Source organism: Pseudomonas sp. SW-3 (assembly GCF_016615645.1).
Lineage (GTDB): Bacteria > Pseudomonadota > Gammaproteobacteria > Pseudomonadales > Pseudomonadaceae > Aquipseudomonas > Aquipseudomonas mandelii.
Genome location: NZ_CP067098.1, coordinates 4568477 through 4595053, shown reverse-complemented (window position 1 = coordinate 4595053; position 26577 = coordinate 4568477). Strand labels below are relative to the sequence as shown.

The 26577-nt window shown below is 57.5% G+C and carries 23 protein-coding genes; 4 read left to right on the top strand and 19 right to left on the bottom strand.

The features are described from left to right. Positions 1–124: 124 nt before the first annotated feature. A complete protein-coding gene (gene minC, locus JIO00_RS20560; protein ID WP_154912306.1) occupies positions 125–862 on the bottom strand; it encodes a septum site-determining protein MinC in 738 nt (245 codons plus the stop codon). Positions 863–980: 118 nt separating this feature from the next. On the opposite strand from minC, the gene JIO00_RS20555 reads away from it, so the two are divergent. Further along, on the top strand, positions 981–1913 hold the full coding sequence (locus tag JIO00_RS20555; protein WP_010456694.1) for a lipid A biosynthesis lauroyl acyltransferase: 933 nt from the start codon (positions 981–983) through the stop codon (positions 1911–1913). Positions 1914–1941: 28 nt separating this feature from the next. Continuing rightward, the gene (locus JIO00_RS20550) at positions 1942–3114 is read left to right on the top strand and encodes a patatin-like phospholipase family protein (RefSeq protein WP_077748165.1); all 1173 of its coding nucleotides are present in this window, start codon (positions 1942–1944) and stop codon (positions 3112–3114) included. Positions 3115–3230: 116 nt separating this feature from the next. On the opposite strand, the gene JIO00_RS20545 is transcribed toward JIO00_RS20550, so the two are convergent. The 8 genes from JIO00_RS20545 to puuE form a co-directional block, all read right to left on the bottom strand. Then, positions 3231–4016 (bottom strand): outer membrane protein OmpK, encoded by a 786-nt coding sequence (locus JIO00_RS20545; protein WP_010456690.1) that lies wholly within the window; start codon positions 4014–4016, stop codon positions 3231–3233. 376 nt (positions 4017–4392) lie between these two features. After that, positions 4393–5178: an outer membrane protein OmpK gene (locus tag JIO00_RS20540; RefSeq protein WP_200666747.1), complete on the bottom strand. Its 786-nt coding sequence runs from the start codon at positions 5176–5178 to the stop codon at positions 4393–4395. Positions 5179–5339: 161 nt separating this feature from the next. After that, on the bottom strand, positions 5340–6698 hold the full coding sequence (locus JIO00_RS20535; protein WP_010456685.1) for a nucleobase:cation symporter-2 family protein: 1359 nt from the start codon (positions 6696–6698) through the stop codon (positions 5340–5342). 171 nt (positions 6699–6869) lie between these two features. Next, positions 6870–8162, bottom strand: a complete 1293-nt coding sequence (locus JIO00_RS20530) for a urate hydroxylase PuuD (RefSeq protein ID WP_010456683.1) — start codon at positions 8160–8162, stop codon at positions 6870–6872. 50 nt (positions 8163–8212) lie between these two features. Continuing rightward, positions 8213–8716, bottom strand: a complete 504-nt coding sequence (locus JIO00_RS20525) for an ureidoglycolate lyase (protein WP_010456681.1) — start codon at positions 8714–8716, stop codon at positions 8213–8215. A gap of 116 nt (positions 8717–8832) precedes the next feature. After that, a complete protein-coding gene (gene alc / locus JIO00_RS20520; protein WP_010456679.1) occupies positions 8833–9828 on the bottom strand; it encodes an allantoicase in 996 nt (331 codons plus the stop codon). Positions 9829–9918: 90 nt separating this feature from the next. Then, a complete protein-coding gene (gene uraD, locus JIO00_RS20515; RefSeq protein WP_010456677.1) occupies positions 9919–10434 on the bottom strand; it encodes a 2-oxo-4-hydroxy-4-carboxy-5-ureidoimidazoline decarboxylase in 516 nt (171 codons plus the stop codon). Further along, positions 10431–11357 (bottom strand): allantoinase PuuE, encoded by a 927-nt coding sequence (gene puuE, locus JIO00_RS20510; protein ID WP_008031461.1) that lies wholly within the window; start codon positions 11355–11357, stop codon positions 10431–10433. The genes uraD and puuE overlap by 4 nt, the downstream gene beginning before the upstream one ends. 418 nt (positions 11358–11775) lie before the next feature. Here puuE and uraH point away from each other — a divergent pair, with 418 nt between their 5' ends. Continuing rightward, positions 11776–12129, top strand: a complete 354-nt coding sequence (uraH, locus tag JIO00_RS20505; protein ID WP_010456673.1) for a hydroxyisourate hydrolase — start codon at positions 11776–11778, stop codon at positions 12127–12129. 155 nt (positions 12130–12284) lie between these two features. Here the strand turns inward: uraH and JIO00_RS20500 are convergent, their stop codons facing one another. The 10 genes from JIO00_RS20500 to JIO00_RS20455 form a co-directional block, all read right to left on the bottom strand. Continuing rightward, a complete protein-coding gene (locus JIO00_RS20500; protein ID WP_231990898.1) occupies positions 12285–14144 on the bottom strand; it encodes a hypothetical protein in 1860 nt (619 codons plus the stop codon). A 110-nt stretch (positions 14145–14254) separates the two neighbouring features. Continuing rightward, positions 14255–16141 (bottom strand): hypothetical protein, encoded by a 1887-nt coding sequence (locus tag JIO00_RS20495; RefSeq protein WP_231990899.1) that lies wholly within the window; start codon positions 16139–16141, stop codon positions 14255–14257. A 234-nt stretch (positions 16142–16375) separates the two neighbouring features. After that, complete coding sequence (locus JIO00_RS20490; protein WP_200666745.1) at positions 16376–19975, bottom strand: calcium-binding protein; 3600 nt, start codon at positions 19973–19975, stop codon at positions 16376–16378. 208 nt (positions 19976–20183) lie between these two features. Beyond that, positions 20184–20813 carry a LysE family translocator gene (locus tag JIO00_RS20485; RefSeq protein ID WP_200666743.1) on the bottom strand — a complete coding sequence of 210 codons (630 nt, stop codon included), beginning with the start codon at positions 20811–20813 and terminating at the stop codon, positions 20184–20186. 72 nt (positions 20814–20885) lie between these two features. Continuing rightward, positions 20886–22235 (bottom strand): NCS2 family permease, encoded by a 1350-nt coding sequence (locus tag JIO00_RS20480; protein WP_200666741.1) that lies wholly within the window; start codon positions 22233–22235, stop codon positions 20886–20888. Positions 22236–22569: 334 nt separating this feature from the next. After that, positions 22570–22941 (bottom strand): glutathione S-transferase N-terminal domain-containing protein, encoded by a 372-nt coding sequence (locus JIO00_RS20475; RefSeq protein WP_010456661.1) that lies wholly within the window; start codon positions 22939–22941, stop codon positions 22570–22572. 101 nt (positions 22942–23042) lie between these two features. Further along, positions 23043–23588, bottom strand: coding sequence for a GTP cyclohydrolase I FolE (gene folE / locus JIO00_RS20470; protein ID WP_003204506.1), 546 nt, complete (start codon positions 23586–23588; stop codon positions 23043–23045). Between the two features lie 77 nt (positions 23589–23665). Continuing rightward, a complete protein-coding gene (locus JIO00_RS20465) occupies positions 23666–24223 on the bottom strand; it encodes a Smr/MutS family protein (protein ID WP_010456652.1) in 558 nt (185 codons plus the stop codon). 87 nt (positions 24224–24310) lie between these two features. Then, positions 24311–24631, bottom strand: coding sequence for a hypothetical protein (locus JIO00_RS20460; RefSeq protein ID WP_010456650.1), 321 nt, complete (start codon positions 24629–24631; stop codon positions 24311–24313). A gap of 130 nt (positions 24632–24761) precedes the next feature. After that, positions 24762–25352 carry a cysteine hydrolase family protein gene (locus tag JIO00_RS20455; protein ID WP_010456648.1) on the bottom strand — a complete coding sequence of 197 codons (591 nt, stop codon included), beginning with the start codon at positions 25350–25352 and terminating at the stop codon, positions 24762–24764. A gap of 238 nt (positions 25353–25590) precedes the next feature. Here JIO00_RS20455 and prmB point away from each other — a divergent pair, with 238 nt between their 5' ends. Next, complete coding sequence (gene prmB, locus JIO00_RS20450; protein ID WP_010456646.1) at positions 25591–26499, top strand: 50S ribosomal protein L3 N(5)-glutamine methyltransferase; 909 nt, start codon at positions 25591–25593, stop codon at positions 26497–26499. The last annotated feature ends 78 nt before the right edge of the window (positions 26500–26577 follow it).

Below are 26577 nucleotides of genomic sequence, written 5' to 3'. Positions count from 1 at the left end.
TCGGACAGCCTTGGCTGGAATCCGGTCCAGAACAGCGATAAACACTGCGTTTGGCCTTTTTCCTACTTCGTTTGAGCCGTTTTCGCTACGTTTTAGAGATGCTTGGAAAATGCGGCAGTATCCGTTAAAGCCGAATGATGTTCAACACGTCGCCTGACAGGCTGACTTGCACGCCCGCGCCCCACAAAGGGTCACGGCGCAAATCCTCGGAAACCTTGTAGTGGCCGGCGATGGAGACCAGTTCAGCGCTCATCTGCTGACAGAAAATCCTGGCTTTCGTGTCGCCTTTGACCCCGGCCAGCACGCGACCGCGCATCGGACCGTATACATGGATGTTCCCATCGGCGAGAAGTTCCGCACCCGGGCTGACCGAGGAGATCACCACCAGGTCGCAGCCCTGGGCATAAATCTGCTGGCCACCGCGTACTGGCGACGTGATGATTTTCGTCGGTTTGATGGTCGGCTCGGGCAGTTTTTCCGGCTTTTTCTTCACCTGGCCTTCGAGCGGGTCGAGGGGACGCTCTCGGGCGCCGGACGGCGGCAGCACCGGCAAATCCACCGCGATGGCGGCGGCGATGTCTTCGATGCGGCTGGCCCGGATCGCCAGGGTGCGCAGGCCATGCTGGCGGCACACGCGCATCAGGCCCGGCAGATCGACCGCGCCTTCGCTGGCCGGGAGTTTGTCCAGGGCCAGCACCAGCGGCGCATTGCTGAAGAAATTAGGCGCCTGGGCGACCTTGGCGGCCAGTTGCCGATCAAGGTTCTCGAGGTCGTTGCGGGCCAGTTCCAGCACCGTAATGGCGAGCATGCTGCCCTTCAACTGGAACACGGGATCCTGGTCTTGCGGTTCGGTTTGGCTCATGGTCGGCATACAACGGCTTGTCACTAAAAGTGCCGAGACTTATAACGAGAACGCCCGCAAGCCGCAAGCCGGGTCGAACGATGTAGAATGCGCGGCCATTGTCTTTCCGGAACCTTTAATGGATCGCCCGCGTTTTCGAAAAACATTTCTTATGCCGCGTTTCTGGCCACTGTGGTGTGGCTTGGGGCTGTTGTGGCTGATTGTTCAGTTGCCATATCCGGCGCTGCTGTTCATCGGTCGCTTGTTGGGCGCCTTGATGTATCGGCTGGCCGGCGACCGACGGCGCATTGCCAAACGCAATCTGGAACTGTGTTTCCCTGAAAAGTCCGCCGATGAGCGCAAGCGCCTGCTCAAGGAAAACTTCGCCTCCACCGGCATCGCTTTCTTTGAAATGGCCATGAGCTGGTGGTGGTCGCGTCAGCGTCTGGCGAAGCTGGCCCATGTCGAAGGCCTGGAGCATCTGAAAAAGGCCCAGCGCGAAGGCAAGGGCGTGATCCTGATGGCGGTGCATTTCACCACGCTGGAAATCGGCGCGGCGCTGTTGGGGCAGCAGCACACCATCGACGGCATGTACCGCGAACACAAGAATCCTTTGTTCGACTACATCCAGCGCCGTGGCCGCGAGCGGCACAACCTCGATTCGCTGGCCGTGGAGCGTGACGACGTGCGCGGCATGCTCAAATTGCTGCGGGCCGGTCGGGCGATCTGGTACGCACCGGATCAGGACTACGGCGCCAAGCAGAGCATCTTTGTGCCGCTGTTCGGGATTCAGGCCGCGACGGTCACGGCCACCAGCAAATTCGCCCGGCTGGGCAAGGCGCTGGTGGTTCCGTTCACCCAGGAGCGTCTGGCGGACGGCAGCGGCTATCGGTTGATGATCCACCCACCGCTCGAAGGTTTCCCTGGCGAGACCGAAGAGGCCGATTGCCTGCGCATCAATCAGTGGGTCGAAGGCGCTCTGCGTGAGTGCCCCGAGCAATACCTCTGGGCCCATCGGCGCTTCAAGAGCCGTCCACCGGGCGAGCCGAAGCTGTACAAGAAACGCGGCTGATCCCTTTTTTGCACCATGGAGTGTTGCGATGAGTCCTGCTGAACCGGTTACAGGGTTGATTCTTTCCGGCGGCGGGGCTCGGGCGGCGTATCAGGTGGGCGTGCTGGCGGCGATTGCGGAGTTGCTGCCAGTGGGCGCGGCGAATCCGTTTCCGGTGATTGTCGGCACCTCGGCCGGGGCGATCAATGCAGTGAGCCTGGCCAGCGGGGCGATGGACTTTCGTGGCGCGATCGAGCGCCTGACTGCGTTCTGGCAGGGTTTTCGCAGTCACTTGGTGCTGCGCAGCGACTGGCCTGGCGTGATCCATCAGGCCAGCCGCTTCGTCAGCCACAGTTTGCTCGGTATCGGCGCTCAGGTTCCGGTGGCCTTGCTCAACAGTTCGCCGCTGCGCGGGTTGCTCAACGACAAACTGCACATGAACGGCATCGCTGAGGCCATTGCCCAGAAGCAGTTGCAAGCGGTGGCGGTCACGGCATTCGGTTATGAGTCCGGGCAGGCCGTCACGTTCTATCAGGGGGGCGGCACCATCGATGCCTGGTTGCGCCATCGGCGGATCGGCGTGCCCACGCAATTGACCGTCGATCACTTGCTGGCCAGTTCAGCGATTCCCTTGTTGTTCGCACCGGTAAAAATCGGCGAAGAGTATTTCGGCGATGGCGCGGTGCGCCAATCGGCACCGATCAGCCCGGCCCTGCACCTGGGCGCCAGCCGCGTGCTGGTGGTGGGCGTCAGCGGCAACCCGCGCGGGGTCGACCCGGAGCAACCGCTGCAACGCGCCTACACCGGTCAGCAGCCCACCCTCGCGCAGATCGGCGGGCACATGCTCAACAGCACGTTCATTGACAGTCTGGAAAGTGACATCGAGTTGCTGCAGCGTCTGAATCAGTTCAGTCACTTGCTGCCCGACGGCACGCCGATGCGCGCGTTGGGCGTGGCGCCAGTGGACGTGTTGGTGATTTCGCCGAGTCAGCCGATCGATGAAATTGCCGCGCGGCATCGGCAGGAATTGCCGGCGGCGTTGCGCCTGTTTCTGCGCGGGCCGGGGGCGACCAAGACGAGCGGGGCGGGGGTGTTGAGTTATCTGCTGTTCGAGGCGGGGTATTGCAGCGAGCTGATTGATCTGGGGCGACGGGATGCGTTGGCCAAGCGCGGGGAGTTGTGCCGGTTTCTGGGGTTGTCGGAGCCTGTGGTTACGGCCTGAGATCGGCGGTGTTGCTATCGCTAGCAGGCTAGCTCCCACAGGGGATCTTCAGCGCGATGAAGATCAACTGTGGGAGCTAGCCTGCTAGCGATGGCGTCCTTAGAGACGCCGTCGGATCAGAAGTGAACCTTGACCAGGAAACTGGTCACGCTCTGATCAGTCTTGAAACCCTGGCTGTCTTCGATGCCGTACTTGTTTTTCCAGTAGTCATACTCGACGCCGACGTACAACTGCTTTTCGCCCAGGTTCAGTGCCTTGCCCAGGTCGTATTTGACCTGCGGATTGAAGTGCAGGTTGGCGTGATATTCGCCTTTTTTGTTGACGTCGTTGTCGACCACCCAGTCCATGAAGCCATCGATCAGGATGTTCGAGTCGCCGACCGGAATGGTGTAGGACCAGACCGGGGTGACCTGCCAGATGTTGTCACCCGGACGGTCGCCTTCGGTATGGCGGTTGTAGAAGTTCAGCTGGAAGTAGTCGAACCCAGGGATCGCCAGGTCGAAACCGGGACCGATCAGGTAGGACTCGGTATCGTTTTCCCCGAACTCGTAAGTCATGGCCAGCAGCACGTCTTTGACCGGGCCAAACGTAAGCTTCTGGTCGAAGATCTTGTTGAACGACAGACGCGGGCTGAATTCGCCGTAGTAGGTGTTCTCACCGGCGAAGGCGTCTTCCTTGCCGTTGTAGAAGATCTTGTCGATGAAGAAGAAGTTGTCGCCATATTTCCAGCCGTCGGCGTGTTCGAAGGTCACCGTCTGCTGAATGCGCGGGTTGACCTGGAAGTCCTTGCCATACAGATAAGTCAGGCTGTTGTCCTGCCATTGCAGCAAGTCGCCGGCCATGGCCTGGCCCCCGGCCAGTAACGATCCCGCGAGCATCAGGCTGGTGCACGTACGTTTCATTCGGTTGCTCCCAAAAAGTAGGTGGTTCCACGTTATTTTTCTAAGGTCGACGCTCTGGTGTGGCGCCTTTTTCTGTAGCGGTAAAAAATCATCCAGTCGGTCAGCTTCAGTGCTGATAGCAAGAGCTGAGCCAAGGCGTTCAAAAAGCCAAAAAACTCCCGCTCGGCTGCTCAAGAGCAGTCGATTGAGAGGGGTTTTGGAATGCCTTGGAACCGTGCAGAGCCGGGATAAGTTGGCTTTCTGGTCAGGAATTAAATCCGGGCTTTTTTTTAAAGCGGATTCAGGCGGCCGCGGAGAATACTGACTCCTTGGCCAGGTCTCAAGTGCCCCGCAACAGCGCACCGACGACAGGTTTGGAGCACGGTTGCGGGCCATCTTAAAAGTGCACCTTCAGCAGCAGGCTGGTGGTGTTTTCATTGGTGTCGAAGTTGCCGTTGTTTTCGATGCCGTACTTGTCTTTCCAATAGCTGTACTCGACGCCGACGTACACCTGTTTCTCCCGCCAGCCCAGGGCCTTGCCAAGGTCGTACTTGATCTGCGGGTTGACGTGCAAGTTGGCGTGGTAGGTGCCCTGTGAGTTCTGGTCGTTATCCGCCACCCAGTCGATGTAGCCGTCGATCAACAGGTTCGAGTTGCCCAATGGCAGGGAGTAGGACCAGGCCGGCGTGATCTGCCAGACATCGTCGCCAGGGCGCGAGCCTTCGGTCTGGCGATAGTAGAAGTTCAAGGTGAAAAAGTTGAAGCCGGGAACCGCGAGGTCGAAACCGGGGCCGATCAGGTAGGCCTCGGTGTCGTCTTCGCCATTCTCGTAGGTCATGGCCAGCAACACGTCCTTGATCGGGCCGAACTCGAAACGGCGGTCGAGGATTTTGCCGAAGGAGAGGCGGGGGCTGAACTCGCCGTAATAGGCGTGAACGCCTTTGTTCCGGTCTTTCTCGCCGTTGTAGTAAGTGCTGTCGACGAACAGAAAGTTGTCGCCGTACTTCCAGCGGTCGGCATGCTCAAAGGTTATCGTCTGCTGGATCGACGGGTTGACCGCAAAATCCTTGCCGTACAAATAGCTCAGACTGTTGGTCTGCCACAGCAGTAAATCGCCAGCCATGGCCTGGCTTGCGGCCAGAAGGCCACCGCCCAACAGCAGTTTTTTCTGTGTCCGAATCATCTGTTGCTCCCTCTTGTTTTTATTTTTGCAAGGCGCAGGCAGTCCCCGACCCTGTAGGAGTTGGCTTGCTGGCGATGAGGTCAGAACATCCAATTTTGATGTCGTCTGACACGCCGCCTTCGCCAGCAAACCGGCTCCTAAAGGGTTCGTGCGTTGCTGACTTAATGCGAGTGGGCGTGACAGTCGTTGATCGCGGCGCGTTCTTTGCCGCCAAGAATGTTGAACAGCAGGTTCAGCGACAGCGCACTCAACGTCGCCATCGCAATGCCGCTGTGGGTGATCGGACTCATCCACAACGGCAAGTGCGCGAAGAACTCCGGACGCACCACGGGAATCAGTCCCATGCCGATGCTCACCGCCACCAGCAACTGGTTGCGACGGTCACCGATGTCGGCTTCCTGAAGAATCTTGATCCCGGTGGCGGCCACCATGCCGAACATCGCAATCGCTGCGCCGCCCAGTACCGCCGGTGGAATCGAGGCCACCAGAAACGCCGCTTTCGGCAACAGGCTCAGCACCACCAGCAAACCGCCGGCAACGATGGTCACCGAGCGGCAACGCACGCCGGTCATCTGCACCAGGCCGATGTTTTGCGCGAACGAAGAGTGGGTGAAGGTGTTGAAGAAACCGGCGAAGAACGAGGCGCCGGCATCACACAGCAAGCCGCGGCGCAGCATCCGTGGGCAGACTTCCTGGCCGGTGATTTTGCCCAGCGCGAGGAACATCCCGGTGGACTCGACGAAGATGATCACCACCACCAGGCACATGGACAGGATGGGTGCGAGTTCAAACGTGGGCATGCCGAAGTGCAGCGGGGTGACAATCTGCACCCAGGGCGCATCCGCCATGCCGCTGAGGTCGACCATGCCGATCAGCCCGCAGATTACGTAGCCCAGGCACATGCCGATCAATACGGAAATGTTGACCCAGAACCCACGCATGAAGCGGTGGACCAGCAGAATGGTGGCCAGCACCAGCGCGGCAATGGCCAGGTAAATCGGTGAGCCGAATTGAGTGGCGCCGGCACCGCCGCCCGCCCAATTGACGGCCACGGGGAACAGCGACAAACCGATCGAGGTGATGACCGTGCCGGTCACCAGCGGCGGGAAGAAGCGCACGACTTTGGACATGAACGGCGCGATGATCATGCCGAAGAAACCGGCGGCGATGGTTGCACCGAAGATTCCTTGCAGGCCGATCCCGGGCATGCCGGCCATGGCGACCATGCTGCCGACGGCGGCGAAACTGGCGCCCATCATCACCGGCATACGGATGCCCATCGGGCCGATGCCCAGCGATTGCACGATGGTCGCGATCCCGGCTACCAGCAGGTCGGCGTTGATCAGGAAGGCGATTTCTTCACGACTCAGGCCGGCGGCCTGCCCGATGATCAGCGGCACCGCGATGGCGCCGCCGTACATCAGCAGAACGTGTTGCAGGCCGACCAGGATCAGTTGCAAAAGGGGCAAACGCTGAATTGCGGGTGCGTCGGGGATGCGTGCTTCGGATAGCTCGGACATGCAACACCTCGGATCTTTTTTATTCTTGTGATTTTGTGCATCAGGATTGACCGCGGCGCGGCCATTCGCGGGCAAGTCGGATCGCCGCACCGCTCGCTCCTACAGGGACACTGCATATCCGTAGGAGCGAGCGGTGCGGCGATCCGACTTGCCCGCGAAGCTTTTCAACGGTTAGTTGGTCGGAGCGCCCTGAACAATCCACGCACCGATCAGGTCACGTTCCTGCTGGGTCATCTGGGTGATGTTGCCCAGTGGCATGATCTGGCTGGTAACGGCCTGAGCCTGGATGCGCGCGGCGTTCTGGCGGATCTGCTCGGGGGTGTCGAACATCACACCGGCCGGAGCCGCGCTGAACAATGGGCTGGTCGGTTTGGCCGAATGGCACACCGAGCAACGTTCCTGGATCACGCTGTGCACCTTGTCGAAACTCGGGCCGGCGTTGGACGCCTGGACCGGTGCTTCAGCAGGCTTCGCAGCGGCAGGTTTGGCACCACCACCGATGGCGGTTTCCGGCAGCGGCTGGTACTCGATGGTGCCAGGCGCCTTGGCCACTTCAGGTGCGCTCGGCATTTGCGCCGGGCCGGTGACGTAAGCCAGGCAGATCATGCCAACAGCCGCGACAGGCAGGGTCCAGGCAAACTTGTGGCTGTCATGACGGGTGTTGAAGTAGTGACGCACCAACACCGCCAGCACCGCGATCCCGGCCAGGATCAGCCAGTTGTATTGGCTGCCGTAGGTGCTCGGGAAGTGGTTGCTGATCATGATGAACAGCACCGGCAAGGTGAAGTAGTTGTTGTGACGCGAACGCAGCAAGCCTTTGGCCGGCAGTGCCGGGTCCGGCGTGCGGTTTTCGGCAATCGCCGCCACCAATGCTCGTTGCGCCGGCATGATGATGCGGAACACGTTGCCGACCATGATGGTGCCGATGATCGCGCCGACGTGCAGGTACGCACCACGACCGCTGAACACTTTGCTGAAGCCGTAAGCGGCGCCAATGATCAGCACGAACAGGATGAAGCCTAGCAGGGCAGGGCGTTTGCCCAGGGCCGAGTCGCAGAGGAAGGAGTAGATGAACCAGCCGACGAACAACGAGGCGATGCCCAGTGCGACCCCTTCAGGGCCGGTCAGGCTGCTGCCCGGTGCCAGCAGGTACAGCGTCGGGTTGGAGTAGAACACCACGCACAGCAGCGCGATCCCCGACAACCAGGTGAAGTAGGCTTCCCATTTGAACCAGTGCAGGTTGTCCGGCATGGTCGGCGGGGCCAGTTTGTATTTTTCCAGGTGGTAGATACCGCCGCCGTGGATCGCCCACAGATCGCCTGCCAGACCACTTTTCGGGTTGACCCGATTGAGGTTGTTTTCCAGCCAGACGAAATAGAACGACGCACCGATCCAGGCCACGCCAGTAATCATGTGAACCCAGCGCACGCTCAGGTTCAGCCATTCCAACAGATGTGCTTCCACAGTCTTTACCTCTCGCCTGTCACTCTGTTGTCGAGTGATCAGACCTTCTCTTATTGGTGGGGGGCGAGGATCAAACGCTCATCCTCTTTGAAAAAATGCTCATCGCAGTTATTGCCTGTGCCACTGCGATCAACCACCAGGAAGTCATCCCGCTTTTCGATCGTCAGCACCGGATGGTGCCAAACGCCGCGATGGTAATTAATGCCCTGCCTGCCGTTGGTGACGAAGGCGCGGACCAAGCCTGATACAGGTTCATCGCCAAGTGGCGCGACCACGATCAGAAAGGGGTTGCCGAGCAGCGGAATGAACGCCTGACTGCCCAGCGGGTGACGCTCCAGCATGCTGACGGTCAGCGGCATGTCCTGCGCGTCGGCGCGGAAAATGCTGATGATCGCGTTGTCCTCTGGCGTGGCGGTTTGCACCGTCGCCAGTTTGTGAAAGCGCATGGTCGAACCGTTGTTGATCATGAAGTGATCGCTGCCGTCGGTTTCGATCACGTCACCGAAAGGGGCGAAGGCTTCTTTGGTCAGCGGTTCAATCGTCAGTGTGCGCATGCTGGTCTTCTTTTCCGAATTCAATGTTGTTTGTTCTGGCGTCTTCGCGGGCAAGCCTCGCTCCTACGGTCGGTGATACCTGTTGGAGCGAGGCTTGCCCGCGAAGGGCGCGCCGCTTATTTAGCGACCTTGCCCAATACCCGCAGGCGGCTCACGCCCCCATCCGGGAACACGTTCAGGCGGATGTGGGTGATCGGGCCCAGGGCCTTGATCTGTTCGGCGAAGGTGTGTTCGGCGTGCATTTCCAGTTTCTGCGCCGGCAGCAGTTCACGCCAGAACAGCGATTGGGTTTCGATCTGGCTGTCGGTGCCGCCCTTCACGAACGCGCCCTGGATCGAGCACGTGTCCGGGTAGTTGCCCTTGAAGTGCAGGGTGTCGACGATGACTTTTTCGATCTCGCCGGCATGACCCAGCGCGACGATGACCCAGTCGTTACCCGGCGTGCGACGACGTGCGGTTTCCCAGCCGTCGCCCATGTTGATGCCACGGCCCGGGTTGAGGATGTTGCTCATGCGGCCGAAGTGTTCGTCGGAGCAGGCGAGGGCGCGGCCACCGTTGAGGGCTGCTGCCAGGTCAACCTGTTCGTTGTCGCCGACAGCGGACCAGTCGCGGAACGGAATACCGTAGACACGCAGACGGGCCACGCCACCATCCGGGTAGATGTTGAAACGCAAGTGGCTGAAGGCCTGGTCATTGCTGATTTCGTGGTAATGGTGGCTGTTGCCTTGCAGCTCGACGGCGGACAGCACTTCAGTCCACTGGGTGTTGTCGTCCGGCTCGCCCGAGGCCAGGAAGCAGGCTTCCAGGGAGGCCGACGGCGGGAAGTTGCCGGTGAAGAATGAAGTGTCGATGTCCACGCCTTTAATCGATCCCGGAACGCCCAGGCGGATGACGGCGCTGTCGTAGCCTTCGAAGCGCTTGCGGCGCGACTCCCAGCCGTCCATCCACTTGCCGTTGTCATCGAACACGCCCTCCTTCCATACGGCCGGGGTCGGTTGGAACAGACGGTTGGCGTCTGCGAACCAGTCATCGGTGACCGAGATGATTCTGGTGCCCAGGCGGGCGTCGGCCAGGTTGACGAACTTCTCGAAAGGTACGGCGTAAGCTTTCATTCTTCTTGTCTGCCTTTAATAAGTTGGCTTGGGATGCTTGCAGGGCCCTGGGAAACGCAAGCGTTCTAGAGGTTTCTCGGGCCAAGCTTGCTAGAGAGTCAGTAAACGGAACAGGGCGATCTTGTTAATCTCCGCCAGCGCGCATTTGAATTCGGTATCCGCCGAATTGTGAATGCGCGTTTCGAACGCCGCGAGGATCTGATGCCGGTTGCTGCCTTTTACCGCCATGATGAAGGGAAACTTGAACTTGGCCTTGTAGGCGTCGTTCAGCTCGGTGAAGCGTTGAAACTCTTCGGCCGTGCATTGGTGAATCCCCGCGCCCGACTGTTCTTCAGTACTGGCCGCGGTAAGCTGGCCCTGGACAGCGGCTTTGCCGGCCAGGTCCGGGTGAGCGTTGATCAGGGCCAGTTGGCTTTGATGATCGGCGCTCAACAGGATGTCGCTCATGCGCTGGTGCAGGGTTTCGATCTCATCGATCGAGGCGTCCTGCCCCAGGTCAAAGGCCTTCTCGGCCACCCATGGCGAATGTTCGTAGATATCGGCGAACGCGGCGACAAACGCGTCGCGGCTCAGGCTCGAAGGTTTGACGGTCTGGAAGGTGCTCATTGGGCAGCCCCTTGGTACGGGTGGGTTTCGTGCCAGTGGCGAGCGATGTCGACGCGACGGCTGAACCACACCTGTTCATGACTTTTAGCGTATTCGATAAAGCGCTTGAGCGAGGCCAGGCGCGCCGGGCGGCCGATCAGGCGGCAGTGCAGGCCGATCGACAGCATCTTCGGTGCTTCGGCGCCTTCGGCATACAGCACGTCGAACGCGTCTTTGAGGTATTCAAAAAAATCGTCGCCCTTGTTGAAACCCTGGACTTGGGTGAAACGCATGTCGTTGGTGTCCAGGGTGTAAGGAATCACCAGGTGCGGCTTGCCGGTCGGGTTGTTCGGTTCCCAGTAGGGCAGGTCGTCGTCGTAGGTGTCGCAGTCGTAGAGGAAACCGCCTTCTTCCATCACCAGGCGACGGGTGTTCGGGCCGGTGCGGCCGGTGTACCAGCCCAGCGGGCGTTCGCCAGTGATTTCGGTGAGGACGCGGATCGCTTCGAGCATGTGCTCGCGTTCCTGCGCCTCATCCATGTACTGATAGTCGATCCAGCGGTAGCCGTGGCTGCAGATCTCGTGGCCGGCATCGACCATCGCGCGAATCACGTCCGGGTGACGCTGGGCGGCCATGGCCACGGCGAAGATGGTCAGCGGAATGTCGAATTCCTTGAACAGTTTCAGAATCCGCCAGACGCCGGCGCGGCTGCCATACTCGTAAAGGGATTCCATGCTCATGTTGCGCGCGCCTTGCAGCGGCTGCGCCGAGACCATTTCCGAGAGGAAGGCTTCGGATTCTTTATCGCCGTGCAGGATATTGCGCTCGCCACCTTCCTCGTAATTGAGCACGAACGACAGGGCGATGCGGGCATTGCCGGGCCAGTGTGGGTGAGGAGGGTTACTGCCGTAACCGATCAGGTCGCGTGGGTAGTCAGCGCTCACTGCAGTCTTCCTTCTTGTTCGTTGACAGGTTGTGTGGCGGCCTGGCGGTGAGATGACAGGCTGGCGTCACAGCGATGGGCTGATTGTATACAACTTTATGTTCACTTTGTAAGCCTGATTTTTTGCATTTTTGATGAGCTGTCATCTTTGCATGTTATTGCAAGAAACCTGCCCGAATGGTCAGCTAATGGATGGAAGGACCTTTTAGCGCATGGTTTGGCGTCAGATTTGTTATGAAATCCTGGATGGCGGCACTGGTTGGAAAAATGTCGTTTTTATTGTGTACAATTTTTTTGAAAAGTGTCTTAATCAGTCGCTCGCCGCAGCGTTTCGTGCTCCGAACCGGTGCGGTCTCCTTTCAACTGACTTCGGGAGGCGCGAGGTCTGACTGCTCCATGCAGGCAGGCGCGCAGAATCAATGGGACGTTTGACTACACACGTTTTGGACGCTGCACACGGTTGCCCGGGCAGCTCGATCAAGGTCGAGTTGTACCGCGTTGAAGGCTCGCAGCTGGAATTGGTCGCCAGCGCTATCACCAACAGCGACGGCCGTGTCGACGCACCGCTGCTGCAAGGCGATGACTACCGTTCCGGGGTCTATCAGGTTCAGTTTCATGCGGGCGATTACTACCGCGCCCGTGGTGTTCAGTTGCCGGAACCGGCGTTCCTGGACGTGGTGGTGCTGCGGTTCGGCATCTCTGCGGAACAGGATCACTACCATGTGCCATTGCTGATTTCGCCTTACAGCTATTCCACGTACCGCGGCAGCTGATCCCCCAAGCAGCTGCCTCAACCTGGAAGCGACTGCGCATATAGCTTCTTTGGTCTTTCGCCCGCTCACACTGCGGGCTTTTTTTGTCTTGTGTTTGGCACGGATACCTTGGGTTGCACCCCGCTGATGGACGGCGAGGTGCGCACGTTTCGCTATCAGCGTTCCTTAATGATGAACACCGAAGGGCTTCCAGCGAGCAGGTGCTGGACGCCGCCCATCAGCCATACCACATCACCCTTCGCATCGGCGGCAACCAGTGACTGGTGCGCTTCATCGCCGATTCGCGTCTTCAGATGAGGGTCGTCAAGCTCTGCCATGGACGGCGGCAGAATTTCAATCGCATCGGTCTCCACACGTCCCACTTTCAAAAAGTACACCTTGTCGTGATTGGGCCTTTTAAATACCAGCGTTGGAGGCGTGAGCTGAACATTCTCTACGTTTGCGGGTAGGAAGACCTTGTAACCGCTGTGGCCCAGTATCGACGCGAGCAACAACGAAAGTCGTCCCGGCGCGTTGGGCAACTCGGTGTAGAACTGCCAGGCATGAGTGCTCTCGGGGTTGAAGTTCAACTGCTGTAAGGGCGTCACGGAATCCGGAGCGTGTAATTCGACGATTCGTCTGGCGCCATCATTACTGGACGCAATAGGCAACATGTCCAATGGGTCGCCGAGCCGTGGCACGCCCAGGTTCGATTTGCCCTCCCAGTAGCGAAAGGTTTGCTTCATTCGGGCCAAACCGCTGCCGTTGAACTCCGCTGACTCGTTGGATAGCTCAAATAGTCGCTTGGCGACGGCGCGGGATGTCGGCTCGGTGAAACCCTTGTAAACATCCGCGACCTGTTGCGTCAGTGTTTTCTCAAAGAGCCGAGCAGCGCCGTCGACTTTCCGGGTATTTGTTGCGGCGTGGTGGCTGGTGGCGACGGGTTGCAACGAAGGTGCCTCTTGCAACATGCGCTCGAAAGCCTCGAAGCGTGAGGGCGCAAATTCCGGGTGTTGAATGAACACGAGGGGGAGCTGATCGGCCATTGGCCCCTTTGGCACGATCGGATAATGGAGTTGGCCGATCATGATGGATTCCACCGAATCAGGCTTGGTTATTTTCCCCCAGGAGGCCCATAAATACGGGTTGTCATTCAGGGTGGCAGCAGGAGGGTTGTTATCGGCCACGGGGTTGGCAGCCTCAACCTGTTCGTCCAGACGAGGGCGCTTGCCTGGGGTGGGGCCTGAATCTTCAGCGTCTGAGGCTGGTGTGTTGGTTGCCTTGCGTTGCCAAAGCGTCATCCCTTCAATGTTTTCGAGTAACGGGCCCGAAGGGATCAATTCGCTCGTCGAGGAGGCCTGATAGTGGCCGTCCGTATTTTTGCGGACCATGACCGTGCCTTCTTCCGTCACGTCGACATAGGTTCTCTTCAGCTTGTCGTAACGAAGACCGTTGGCATCGGGTGACGTCAGTTTGTCGGCCAGATGCCGAGGAATGATCTCCAGCGTTTCCTGCCTCACGGGAACGCTTGCGATGGGAAGGACCATGCCCTCGCGAGTGATTTTCCACTGCGCCTGGCCAGGCACCTTCGTGAGGATCGGCCCGGGTTGGCCCGGGGCAAACGGAAGAGGCACCTGGTAGTCGCCTCTCGCGTTTGCCCTGATCAGAAAAATGCCTTCCTCTCCAATATCGGCGTAAAGCTGCTGCTGGCGGCTCATGAAAAGCCCGGTGTCGGCGATGCTGAACAGTTCGTCGACCTTGTTCCGAGGCCAGGAAATCATGCGGGTAGCCATCTCGGCATCGCTTGTAGGGTTAGCCGACATGTCGCTAACGACGACAGGCTGACGAGGCAAGGTACTTTGCGATGAACCTGGCACATTGGCGTCTGAAACGGGATTGGCGTCTCCCCGCGATGTGCCAACCGTTGCGGCCTGATGGCCGCCTCGTACCCGGCTGTCTTCTGACGAAGACCTTGGAAGTGTTGTCGAGGTATCAGGTGTATTGGAAGTTGAAACTCTTTTTGGTGGTTTGGCCATCGGTCGTATTCCTGGATGTTTATATAAGTGGGTAATGTTTAAACAATAAGTATCTGAGGCCCGATAAGGGGCGTTTAATGATGTGCGGCTATCACTGAAGAAAGGCGGTATCAGCGCTCTCTGATAATAAAAACAGACTGCCATCCAGACGGCGTTGTTTGAACGCCGCCTAATAACCAGACAATGTTGTTTTGTTGGTCGGCGGTAATGAGAGCTTGCCGGGCTTCATTCCCCACCTGTGAAGCTAACGCCTGGTAGGCAAGTTCGGGCGCAAGAGACGGTTTTAGTCCAATCGCATTTTTCTCGACGATACCGAGTTTCAGGAAGTAAACCTTGTCATGACCCTCGCGTTTGAATATCAACTTGGGAGTGCGATGTTCATTCAATAAAGGAAACACGTCATACCCGTTGCGGATCAATGCGGTGCTGACTAACCGTTTGAGGTTGTAGTCAGAGCGATCCGCGACAAAGCTGTCCCATTCCATCTGGAAATGCCTGGGGAGGAAGTCCAGCCTGCGCAAGGGTTCGCCAAATTCCGGAGGCACCATGGAAATGATTGTCCCCTCATCATCCATGCGTGAAGCGACAGGCAATAAATCAATCGGATTTTCGAACTTTGCATCAAAGATGCCCGCCCGTTCCTTCCAGTGATCCAGCGTCAATATGGTGGTGTACAAGCCGTCGCGGGCGATTACCTCGGATCCCCCCGAATATTCGAATAGTCGCTTTGCGACAGCGCGCGAGGTGACCGGTGAAAAGTCCGGGAAGGTAGTTGAAACAGACTCTGTCATCGGTTTTTCAAACAATCGGCGGGTGCTATTCACAATCCACTTGCCATCGCTGTTCAGGACTACCGGTACGGGCTGCAACCAGGGTTTCGCGTGCAACATCTGTTCAAACAAGTCGAAACGAGAAGGCTGGAATTGGGGATGCTGGAGGTAATTCAAGACTTTTGGTACGTTTTTGACCTTGGGTACCGTTTCATAATGCAGTTCACCGATCTGTATGGATTCCGTTGAATGCGGCTTGTTGACCTTTCCCCAGGATGCCCACAGGTAGGGGTTTTCATTGGTCGGGTGGGCGGGGTAGAGAGGAATAACCTGTTGCTCGGGTCCACGGGGGCCTGGCTGCTGTTCATGTTCCTCAAGGCGCTGGCGCTTGCTCGGACCGGCTTCTTCGACGGTGGAGGACGGTTGACGAGCCGTCAGTTGATCAGTGGTTTGCGTCGGAGCTTTACGGCGCCAGAATCGTGTCAGTCCAACCCTCTCGAGTACGGGGCCGGAAGGTGTCCATTCCTGGCCGAAGGTCGCCTGATAATCGCCATTCGCGTTTCTGACGACTTGAACAATGCCTTCGTCGAGCAACTCGACATAACTTCTCAGGTTGTGCCAACGAATTCCAAGCCCGTCAGCGGCGGGTAGTTTTCTGATCACCAGTGGATTATTGATCAGATGGACGGGGACCGCGAAGGTCGAAGCGGTCACGCGCGAACCCACTTTTTGTTCGCCTGGAGTTGACGGAAAAATGGACCACAGCGGCTTGCCTTCAAGCTTCTTCAGCACCGGTCCGGCATGGTCAGGGGCGAAAGGGAAATAGACTTGGTAGTCTCCGTTGGCGTTCGGTTCCACTCTGCCAATGCCTGCGTATTCAATGTGGGCATATAACCTTTGCTCTTTGCTCATGAAGAGCCCGGTGTCACCGATGCGTATCAGTTGATCAACCTGCTCAAGAGGCCAGGACACCCTATTCTCCGGTTGCAAAAAGGGGTGAGGAGTTCGAGCAGGCATGTGGGTGACAACCACGGGCTGGTGCTGGGAAGTGTCGCCTGGCAACGTATTTGAGGCAGGGACAAGGGGAGTGAGTTCTCCCTGCACGGGCGTGTCATTGCGGCCGGACGGGCCAACCCTGGGCACGTCATCCTCAGAAGAGAGTCTGGTGGAGGATGATGAAGTGCCAGGCGTATTAGGGTTTGGAATTTTCTTGGGTGGTTTAGCCATGGCCGTAGATCCGATAATAATCAGGTGAAGGTCTGAATCAGGACTGGCCGCTGATACAGACGAAAAATTAGTTGGGTGAAAAGCAGGGCTCGTGAAGAAGCACGGCCCTGGAAAACACGGTGGTTAGTTTTGATTGGATCAGCCGTCGAGAGGCGATAGATATGTATAGGGTGTGGCGGTATTTGCTACAAAAGACGTCTGCCTGATCCTGAGGTTTGAAGTCTTGCGTAGGCGCTATAGAAGTTTGCAGGTGTCTAAAAGTATCCGCAGATCGGCGGCGCTTACCGGAGGGGTGGAACGAGTGCCAAACTCCATCAACTCATAACAGTGTTCGAGTTGGTGGGCGCACCGGTGTAAAGGCACCAGATCGGCGTAAAAGACCGTGCGGGACGTGTCTGTATCAAGTATCCAACGACGGTCCGACAGGTTGTAAGACAGACTGCCGACAGTACCGTCTCTCAGGGCTATGTTTCGAACGGCGAGGTCCTCCATTTCCAAGGCTCTCAGGTCTGCCAATAGGGCGCCCTCGTTCAGAACATCGCCTTTGAAATACCGGCCATCCAGTGAGTCGATATAGACTTCGTCGAAATCCAGATCGACTTTATAGACAACGCCGTCTGGCGTGATGACCCGTATCTGATCGATCAAATCTTGTGGGTCGTCGTAGTGCGGAAGGTGAATGACGGTATGTCCGATCAGCAGACAGTCGTCCACCCGTTTGATTCTGGTGTAGGCGAGGCTCGTTGCATCGAATTCCCAGGTAGACGCCGATGGCGATTTGAGTAGGGCGTTCGCTCGAGCGCCTGGCGTTGAAATGCCTAGCGTCATTTCGGAGCTGAGGTGGACAAGGTACGTCGAGCCGTCACCCTCCAGATGTTCGATGGTTGTTTGTTCAGGGTAAGCGACCAGTTGGACACACTTCTCCCGGTTGCCCAGGTGATGGGCCTCGTTGTCCAAGGGCTGACAAAAAACAGGCGCTCCATCTCTGGCCGCGAGTGGCAGCGGCACTTGGCGGGTGCGCTCCATTGGACCGTTTATTTCGAACTGATCGTTGGAGAAAGCTGAATCGGGCAAAGAGGGTGGATCGACTCTATAAGAAACACCGTCATTCATAATCAGAAGAACAGCTTGGTTCAACACGTTGGTGGGGCGCGTCAGTCGGCTTGTGATTCTCTGGTCGCCGCTCCAGATAGAGCTGGCCAGGTTGTTGATAGTCAATCGCTGACTGTCAAAGTGAAAGGTCAGACCACATTCTTTGTACATGATGCGATCAAAGTCACGTTGGCGCATCAGGTCTACCTTGAAGTAAGCCTCGACCCGCGTCAGTTCATGGCTGGCATACTCCAGATAAAGGGTTGCCAGCGTGTTTGTGCTTCGTTGTTTTACTGTAAGGATCGTATGTTTATTGAGTCGCGAAACAAAATAACTCGTATTTTTGTCGTGTGCGATCGTGTATTCACGGTTGTAAAGGATGACCGGGTTTTGGGTTTTTCCCTGTTCAGTAATGACTGTTTTAATCTCGAGGGAGCCGGCAGCCTCTATGGTTTCAGGAAGTTCAGGCATCAAATGAAACCCGTCCTTTGTAACGAAAGTCAGTTTCCTGTTCTGCAGTTGCCGTCGATCGTTGGCTGTTTTATAGACGCCCTTGATGTAGACATCCCGCTCTTTAAGATCGTCGAGATCAAAGCCTGAGGTGATGACCAGTTCGTGATTGTCGATTTTCCAGCTCTTTATCAGGTCCATTCTCCAGTCAAGTGCAATGACGCTTTCCTCCACGCCATCTTCAGTAATGAATACGTTGCCGGGTTTATGGGCCACCGCGTAGTGATCCTTTCCGGGACCTCCGGCGGCTGTACCTTCATTGTTCAGGAGATAGATTTTGTCATCCCCGGCGCCCGCCTCAATGGTGTCGCGACCGCGCGACTTGATGACATTCGGGCCGCCCGTACCGATGACCTTGTTTTGCGCACCGGCCAGGGTTTCGACGTTCTCAATGCTCTCCAGAAGCGTGTGCCGATAGTTGAAACGGCCCTCATTGGTCTGGTCACGGGTGATGATGGACAGTCGTCCTTCGTTCAGATCGATGAAATACCCGAATCTTTGGCGGTTGCCCTCAGGATAGCTCCCGGTAACCACTAGCGTGTCGCTGCCCAAACCACCTTTCAGAAGAGTGGGTAGAGGGTCTTTTGGACCGTTTTTGAGAAGTTCGGCGGCGCCTTCGAAGATGAATTCATCGTCTTTCTCTCCCCCGGTCAGATGCTTGATACCTGCGCCGTAATAGAATCTGTTTGGCTTTTTTTCAACACCCACGATGGTGTCGTCGCCGCCACCCATAAACCACACCGCACCTTTGTTCTCTCCTGGCGTTCCGAACTCCGCGCCGGGCATGTCGTCAGTCACACCGTTCCGAGCATCAATCGTGTCGTTACTATCAATGACGTGCGGTTTTTGTATGGTTTTATATAGGTACTGTTGCGCCTCCCAATCGAAGCTAGGCACCTGTGTCGGCTTTAGCTCGACCTTGAACTTGCCGTTTACAATGACTTCTGTACTGTCTTTTAATTTTCCTTCCAGTAATTTTCGGGCGGTCGCTTGTAACAATCTAGAATGTTCAACCGTTGATTTTGCAATCGCGTGGCGGGTTTGTATGTCGTCGTCGGGGAGAATTCCCCAAAAGGCGAACCAGCCCGTGCGCAGGCGCTCATGGGTAGTGAGTTCGATGTAATCATCGATATCGTCGACAACGCGTACCGCCGCATAGACCTGAGAACCTGCCACCAGCAGAAGTCCGGCCGTCAGCCCCACCGGGCCGATAAAGGAGAAACCTGCCAGTGCGGCGGCACCCAGAATCAACGTCATGGCCGCGCTGGTCACACTCAAGCCAGCAGCGACATAGTGATCCGTGGCTTCTTTGCCTGTGGTTGCCGCTGCGCTATTAAAGGATTTGACGGCGGACATGACATCGAAGGGCAACGTCAGTGCGCTCGCGATCAGCCCCGCGCCACGCCCCAGTCGAACGCCGAAGCTGGTTTTGGCAAAATCCCTGTAGGCTTTTTGCCCGGCTTCGATCATGTATTTTGCTTGCTTGGTGACCGCCACTTCGACGGCTAATGAAGTGACTTCCGCTGAAGTGCTGAGGCTGTTGAATACAACTTCGCCATGATCTTTTCTTGCAATGGCGTCTTGCAGGCCGCGCAGCCCGCTGTAAATACCGAAGGCCTGAAGCCCAGTCCCCATGCTGACCATGCTGCTACTTTTGACCCGATTCACCCAGGGAGGTGTGGTTTTGGACAAGTGCGCGTGGCGTATATCAAGCCTCTGCGCCGCGTTCAGCAATTTGTCCAGTTTGTGGCGGTACTGCTCAGGATCGGCAGCGGGATCAGGTAATTCTCTTAGCAGGGGCGGAGCCGTTAGTGGGCGTTGCGACGCCATTTCAAACAGCAAGGAAGGCAGTGCGTAATCATCCCGGGTGCCGGTGAATCGCATACGCGCTTCAATAAATAGAGGGTCAAATTGCAAGGCGTTGATAAAAGACCGCTTGGGGTGTCGAAAGAACGTGTTTTGAGCGTTCAATCCCTGACCATTTGATGTCGCGCCCAGTGCATCCAGTGCACACCGGGTAATCGAGTGGGTGCCTATTTTTATAGGGCCGAACAACTCATCAATAACGCGTAGCTGGCTTTTATTGGCATTTGTTTGTTGCGGGGCGGAGGCGATGCTTTCTTTATCGAAATCAATAGTGGTTGGGGAGTACTCATTGGCTTGCAGTTCAATATCCGTCACTTCGACGGCATTGTAGTGATCGGGATCGGGGGTTTGGAAAACCATTGCCATAGGAACTTCCTTTTCCTGGCGTCGTGTGCAAAATCGCAGCGCCATGGTAGGGGGAGTTCTGAAAAGACAACTATATATATTTATATCGCGTGTTGCGGTTTGTTGCGGGGCGGGTGTGAAGTGTTGCCATCCTTGGCAAACACTTCTTAGTGCGTTGACGTTGATAACGTCTAATGAAATCAAGAGTTCAAGTAATAGGGCAATACGATCAGTGATTGCTTAGTAAGGAGGCTGCGCCCGCTCCACTGAAGAGTCCTGCGCTCACCCGGTTAAACCAACTTTGTCCTTTGCCACTGCGTAAATACCTGGCCGCACCATGAGCGCCCAGCCCATAAGCTAATTTGCACAGCAGATCCAGCACAGTCCAGGTCGCAATCATCATCAGCAACTGCGGCAGGAACGGTTGTTCGGCGCTCAGAAACTGCGGCAGGAAAGCAGCAAAGAACAAAATATCCTTCGGATTGCTCGCGCCCAACACGAATGCGCGTCCGAAGAGCGCACGAAAACGTGGCACCGGTGCAGCCTGGGGCACTTCAGCGCCAACCGATGGCTGGCGCGATTGCTGCCAGCTCTGCCAGGCGAGGTAGAACAGGTACAGCGCACCAACGATTTTCAGCGCGCTAAACAACTGTTCCGATGCCAGCAACAGGGCGCCCAGGCCCAGCGCCGAGGCACTGAGCAGGCAGATCGAGGCAATAACGCCCCCCAGGAACGCCGGGTAAGAGCGGCGCAAACCGTAATTCAGACTGTTGCTGATCATCAGCAAAGACAGGGGCCCCGGGATCAGGATCACCACCAGCGTAGCGCCGCTGAACAGCAGCCAGGTTTCCAGACTCATCACTTTCCTCCATTTGTGCAAAAGCCCCACCCGACGGGGTGAGGCTGATTTGAAACACTGACGCCGTAACGTTTACAAGAAAATAAACTTGGCGATAAAGATCGCGCACAACACCCACAGACTGACAGAAATTTCCTTGTGCTTGCCGGTGAAGGCTTTCAGGACCACGTAGGTGATAAAGCCCAGCGCGATGCCATCGGCAACCGAGAACGTCAGCGGCATCATGATCGCAGTGACGATCGCGGGAATGCTGTCGGTCGCTTCGTCCCATTCGATGTGCGCCATGCCGCCCATCATCAGAATCGCCACATAAATCAGCGCACCCGCTGTTGCATAAGCAGGGATCATGCCCGCCAGTGGAGCGAAGAACATGGCTGCAATAAATAACACACCCACGGTCACAGCGGTAAGACCAGTCCGACCACCCGCCGCTACGCCAGCGGCACTTTCCACATAGCTTGTGACGGGTGGGACGCCGACTACAGCGCCAAACACGCTGGAAGCACTGTCAGCTTTCATGGCGCGAGAAAGGTTTTCAATCCGGCCGTCCGCGTTAACCAGGTTGGCGCGCTGGGCGACGCCCATCAGGGTGCCGGCAGTGTCGAACATGTGCACGAAGAGGAAGGCCAGCACCACGCTGATCATGCTGACGTTGAACACGCCGGCAACATTCATGGCCATCCAGGTGGGCGCCAGGCTTGGCGGGGCAGACATGATGCCTTCGTAGTGGACGAGGCCCAGGCCCCAGCCCGCGAGAGTCACGGTGATGATGCTGATGAGGATCGCACCGAACACTTTGTGGTAGCTGAGCACGGCGATCATCAGGAAGCAGATGGCGGCCAGCAACGGGCCGGGCTCGCGCAGGGAGCCGAGCTTGATCAGGGTGGCCGGGCTATCAACGACAATGCCGGCGGTTTTCAGGCCGATCAACCCAAGAAATAGCCCCACGCCGGCGCCCATGGCGTAGCGCAGACTCACAGGAATGCTGTTGAGCAACCATTCGCGAATCCGCGAAAAGGTCAGGAACATGAACAACACACCGGAAACAAACACCGCGCCAAGGGCGGTTTCCCAGTTGTAGCCCATGGTGCCGACCACGGTGTAAGTGAAGAAGGCGTTCAGCCCCATGCCCGGTGCCAGGCCGACCGGCCAGTTGGCATACAGGCCCATTAACAGGCAACCGAGCGCAGCAGCGATACAGGTCGCGACGAACGCGGCACCGTGATCGATCCCGGCGTCGGCCATGATGTTGGGGTTGACGAAGATGATGTAGGCCATGGTGATGAAGGTTGTCAGACCGGCAATCAGCTCGGTCTTCACCGTGGTGCCGTGCAAGCTGAGTTTGAAAATGCGCTCAAGCAAGCCATTGCGTAACGGCGGCGAGAGTTCCAGCGTCGGGGCTTCGGATTTGCGGCTTTCCACAGCGAATACTCCTCAAGAGTTTTATTGTTATTTCCAGGGCCGGACCCATGAGGGTGGCAGCGGCCCTTTGAGGCACTTGCGAATTTGTTGACCGGCTGGTCAGAAACTCGCACGAAGTGGATTATGCTTTTGTATACAAATAAAGCAAATAATGTTTTTGATTTTGTAGACGAAAAGTTTGGCAATAGGGATATATCGCCGGGAGGGAGGCCTTCGTCGTACCGCTGACCGAGCTCGGCTCGCATCACAAGCAAGCCGGGAAACGACTGAGGGGAGGGTAGAAACGAATAAACCGGCCAATGGGCCGGTTTATTTTTGTTCGAGATCCGCCGTGTCAGGCAGCTGCGAACCGCTTATCCAGATAATCAATAATCACCTTAGACTCATACATCCAGGTGGTCTGCCCATTTTCTTCAATGCGCAGGCACGGCACCTTGATCTTGCCGCCTTGCTCCAGCAGGGTCTGGCGATCCTGTTCGTTGTTCTTCGCATCGCGCAACGTTACCGGCACATTCAGACGACGCAGGGTGCGACGGGTTTTCACACAGAACGGGCAGGCGTGGAACTGATACAGCGTCAGGTCCTTGGCCGCTGTTTCGACCTGAGCCTGAGCGGCGGCGGGGCGCTGCTTCTTGCCTGGGCGAGTAATGAAGTCGATGAAGATGATCAGTTGGCCAAGGCCGACACGAAGCGCTTTTACGAACACGGAATAAGCCTCACAGGGCGAACGGAAGGCGCGCAGCTTACCTGATTTTTCACAGACGAAAAAAAACCGGCGATGAATGCCGGTTTTCTTCGTGTAACGAATTACTTGATCAGGCTGAGAAACTCGCTGCGTGTCGCGGCGTTTTCGCGGAACTCACCCAACATCACCGACGTGATCATCGACGAATTCTGCTTCTCCACACCGCGCATCATCATGCACATGTGCTTGGCCTCGATCACCACCGCAACGCCCAGGGCACCGGTGACTTGCTGGACCGCATCGGCGATCTGGCGGCTGAGGTTTTCCTGGATCTGCAGGCGGCGAGCGTACATATCGACGATCCGCGCGACTTTCGACAGGCCCAATACTTTGCCGCTGGGGATGTAGGCGACGTGAGCCTTGCCGATGAACGGCAACAGGTGGTGTTCGCACAACGAGTAAAGCTCGATGTCCTTGACCAGCACCATTTCGCTGTTGTCAGAGCTGAACAAGGCACCGTTGGTGACTTCTTCCAGTGTCTGTTCATAGCCGCGGCAAAGGTACTGCATGGCTTTGGCGGCACGCTTTGGCGTGTCGAGCAGGCCCTCGCGGGAGACGTCCTCGCCCAGTTGGCCGAGAATCGCGGTGTAATTCTGTTCCAGGGACATGAAACTACCTGTGGGGATTTTCGCAAAGGGCAAGGGTACGGTGGCAAACACGGCGCTGCAAGCGTGAAGCGACAGCTTTACTCGTCACGACCTTCCATCATGGTCCGTTTGAGCATCACATACACCGCGCCGGCACCGCCATGTTTCGGTTGGCAAGAGGTGAAGCCGAGTACTTGGGAATGCTGACGCAACCACGTGTTGACGTGGCTTTTGATCATCGGCCGCTTGCCGTCCAGACGCACGGCTTTGCCGTGGGTGACACGCACACAGCGGATTTCGAATTTGGTTGCTTCAGCCAGGAACGCCCAGAGGGTTTCCCGGGCTTTTTCCACCGTCATGCCGTGCAGGTCGAGGCTGCCTTCGAACGGAATCTGTCCGATCTTGAGCTTGCGTATCTGGCTTTCCTGAACGCCGTCACGGGCCCACATCAACTCGTCTTCCGGGCCGACGTCGATCACGAACTGATCGGACAGACCATCAACGGTGGTGGCATCGGTGCGAACGGTCGCGGCCTGACGCAACTTGGCGATTTGCGCGCGGTCGGCCTTGGGTTTGCCGGTTTCGGCGCGATCGTGCTTGATCGGCTTGACGCCTTGGATCGCACTTTTGAACAGGGAAAAATCGTCGTCTTGCATGTCAGCCTCCGCGAAGGGCGGCCAGTTTACCCAAGTCGAGGCACTATCCATAACAATTGAGGCCCGCCTAAAAGCCGGGCCTTCGATTCAATCGTGTTTTTTCATCAGGTGCGGGGACATGTTCAGCTCTCGCGATTGGCGCGAACGACGCCGGCAACGACGCCACAGCCACACACCGATATAAAGCACGAACAGGCCAACCGCCAGAATGATCGCCGAGCCCAGCGGGCTGGCATTCAATTCGCCCAGGGCCGGAGGGCGGCCGAGCAGGCTGGCGGCGCCGGCCATTGCCAGCAACACACCGCACGTCGCCAGCAAGGCAGCAAAGGCTGCGCCGAATCGAAAACGCCAGTTGCGTTGGCCCTTGGGCCGCAAGCGGCGTGCGTCAAAACCATCGGATAACTTCATTCCGACCTTCCTCAATGGGTATCGGCCCTTCGACCGGGAGTTGTCCGGGTTGTTCCTGAGGCTAAGTCAATTGCAGCAAATGAGAGGCTTTTGCGGATGAGCGGCGGTATTGACCGCTCTTCGAGGCCGATCAGATCAGTTCATGAGTGAGCGCGAGGGTGGCGAAGTTGTCCGCCATGATCGCCATTTCGGTGTGCTGAACATGCTCGGCTGTGAGTACGCCACCTTTGTAGGGCAGATCGCGAGTCGCGCAGGCGTCTTCAACCAGGGTGCAGCGAAAGCCCAGGTTCTTTGCGGCACGCACGGTGGTGCTGACGCTGGAATGACTCATGAAGCCGCACACGATCAGGTCCAGAGAGCCGAGTTCTTGCAGTCGATCGTACAATGGGGTGCCGTGAAACGCACTCGGCAGCAGTTTGCCGATAATGGTTTCGTCCGCCAGCGGCTCCAGGCCCGGGATAAACTCACCGCGCTCGCCCTGTGGATCGAACAGCCCGCCCACGGTGCCGAGATGGCGCACATGCACGATCGGACGACCGGCGGCACGGGCAGCGGCCACCAGTTGCTTGATGTTCGCGACGGCAGCATCCATGCCGGTCAGGGCCAGCGGGCCGCTGAGGTATTCTTTCTGGGCATCGATGATGACAAGGGTCGCATGACCCAGATTGGCTGCTGCGTAACCGCGGCCGCTGAGTTGAAACATCGTTTTTGGAACGGACATTCTGGGGCTCCTTGGAGTGGGGCTTTTGCGACATTGTCCTCTGGCTGAGCGGTTCTGTGAATCGCTACTATCGCAGGCGCCGTCGTTGCTGGCGTGCAGCCTTGTCAAGATGCAGGTTTTGTTCAATAGCCAACAGTGAAAATGGACATGTCCTACATCTGATCTGCTGTTTTCCCGCGTCGTCGTGGCGCGTTTTGGCTGTTAGAATCGCCAGTCGTTTTTTCTGGAGTTTACCCCCGTGATCACTTCCCGCCTTCGTACCCTGCGTGACCATATCCGTTGGGCCGTCAGCCGCTTCCATGGGGAGGATCTGTTTTTCGGCCATGGGACCGACAACGCCTGGGACGAAGCCCGTCAACTGGTGTTGGGTGCCTTGCACTTGCCGTGGGAGATCGCTGACAGCTACCTCGATTGCGCCCTGGAAGATGACGAACTGGTCAATCTGCAACGCTTGCTCAAACGCCGCATCGAAGACCGCATTCCGACCGCCTACCTGCTGGGCGAAGCCTGGTTTTGCGGGATGTCGTTCATTGTCGACGAACGTGTGCTGATCCCGCGCTCGCCGATTGGCGAGCTGATCGAAAAACGTTTCGAACCATGGCTGGGTGCCGAGCCGGCGCGGATTCTCGACCTGTGCACCGGTTCCGGTTGCATCGGTATCGCCTGCGCCTACGAATTCCAGAACGCCGAAGTCGTGCTGGCTGATCTGTCGTTCGAAGCGCTGGAGGTGGCCAACCAGAACATCGAGCGCCATGGCGTTGATGAGCGGGTGTACACCGTTCAGGGTGATGGGTTTGACGGCTTGCCGGGTCAGCGTTTCGACCTGATCGTGTCGAACCCGCCTTACGTTGACGCGGAAGATTTCGCCGACATGCCGGACGAATATCAGCATGAACCTGAACTGGGCCTGGCCTGCGGTGATGATGGTTTGAACCTGGTGCGACGGATGCTCGCTGAAGCAGCGGATCATTTGACCGAGAAGGGCTTGCTGATAGTTGAAGTGGGCAACAGCCAGGTTCACGTTGAGGCGCTGTACCCGGAAGTCGACTTCGCCTGGCTCGATTTCGAGCGCGGTGGGCATGGTGTGTTCATGTTGAGCGCGGAGCAGTGCCGCGATCATCAGGCCCTGTTCGCTTCCCGCGTCTGACTATAGGGCGCTTTCGCGGGCAAGCCTCGTTCCTACAGGTCTTGTGTGTGCCGCATCATATGGGCACGACGCAAAATC

Coding starts and splice junctions, on each gene's coding strand:
- uraD (WP_010456677.1), bottom strand. CDS start 10,434: ATGAGCACCTTCCAGACCGTCAAACCTTCGAGCCTGAGCCGCGACGCG.
- uraH (WP_010456673.1), top strand. CDS start 11,776: ATGGGACGTTTGACTACACACGTTTTGGACGCTGCACACGGTTGCCCG.
- JIO00_RS20455 (WP_010456648.1), bottom strand. CDS start 25,352: ATGTCCGTTCCAAAAACGATGTTTCAACTCAGCGGCCGCGGTTACGCA.
- JIO00_RS20465 (WP_010456652.1), bottom strand. CDS start 24,223: ATGCAAGACGACGATTTTTCCCTGTTCAAAAGTGCGATCCAAGGCGTC.
- JIO00_RS20525 (WP_010456681.1), bottom strand. CDS start 8,716: ATGCGCACACTGACGATTGAACCGCTGACCAAAGAAGCCTTCGCCCCT.
- minC (WP_154912306.1), bottom strand. CDS start 862: ATGAGCCAAACCGAACCGCAAGACCAGGATCCCGTGTTCCAGTTGAAG.
- JIO00_RS20540 (WP_200666747.1), bottom strand. CDS start 5,178: ATGATTCGGACACAGAAAAAACTGCTGTTGGGCGGTGGCCTTCTGGCC.
- JIO00_RS20555 (WP_010456694.1), top strand. CDS start 981: ATGGATCGCCCGCGTTTTCGAAAAACATTTCTTATGCCGCGTTTCTGG.
- JIO00_RS20495 (WP_231990899.1), bottom strand. CDS start 16,141: ATGGCTAAACCACCCAAGAAAATTCCAAACCCTAATACGCCTGGCACT.
- JIO00_RS20485 (WP_200666743.1), bottom strand. CDS start 20,813: ATGAGTCTGGAAACCTGGCTGCTGTTCAGCGGCGCTACGCTGGTGGTG.
- alc (WP_010456679.1), bottom strand. CDS start 9,828: ATGAAAGCTTACGCCGTACCTTTCGAGAAGTTCGTCAACCTGGCCGAC.
- JIO00_RS20535 (WP_010456685.1), bottom strand. CDS start 6,698: ATGTCCGAGCTATCCGAAGCACGCATCCCCGACGCACCCGCAATTCAG.
- folE (WP_003204506.1), bottom strand. CDS start 23,588: ATGTCCCTGGAACAGAATTACACCGCGATTCTCGGCCAACTGGGCGAG.
- JIO00_RS20550 (WP_077748165.1), top strand. CDS start 1,942: ATGAGTCCTGCTGAACCGGTTACAGGGTTGATTCTTTCCGGCGGCGGG.
- JIO00_RS20490 (WP_200666745.1), bottom strand. CDS start 19,975: ATGGCAATGGTTTTCCAAACCCCCGATCCCGATCACTACAATGCCGTC.
- JIO00_RS20545 (WP_010456690.1), bottom strand. CDS start 4,016: ATGAAACGTACGTGCACCAGCCTGATGCTCGCGGGATCGTTACTGGCC.
- JIO00_RS20500 (WP_231990898.1), bottom strand. CDS start 14,144: ATGGCCAAACCACCAAAAAGAGTTTCAACTTCCAATACACCTGATACC.
- JIO00_RS20460 (WP_010456650.1), bottom strand. CDS start 24,631: ATGAAGTTATCCGATGGTTTTGACGCACGCCGCTTGCGGCCCAAGGGC.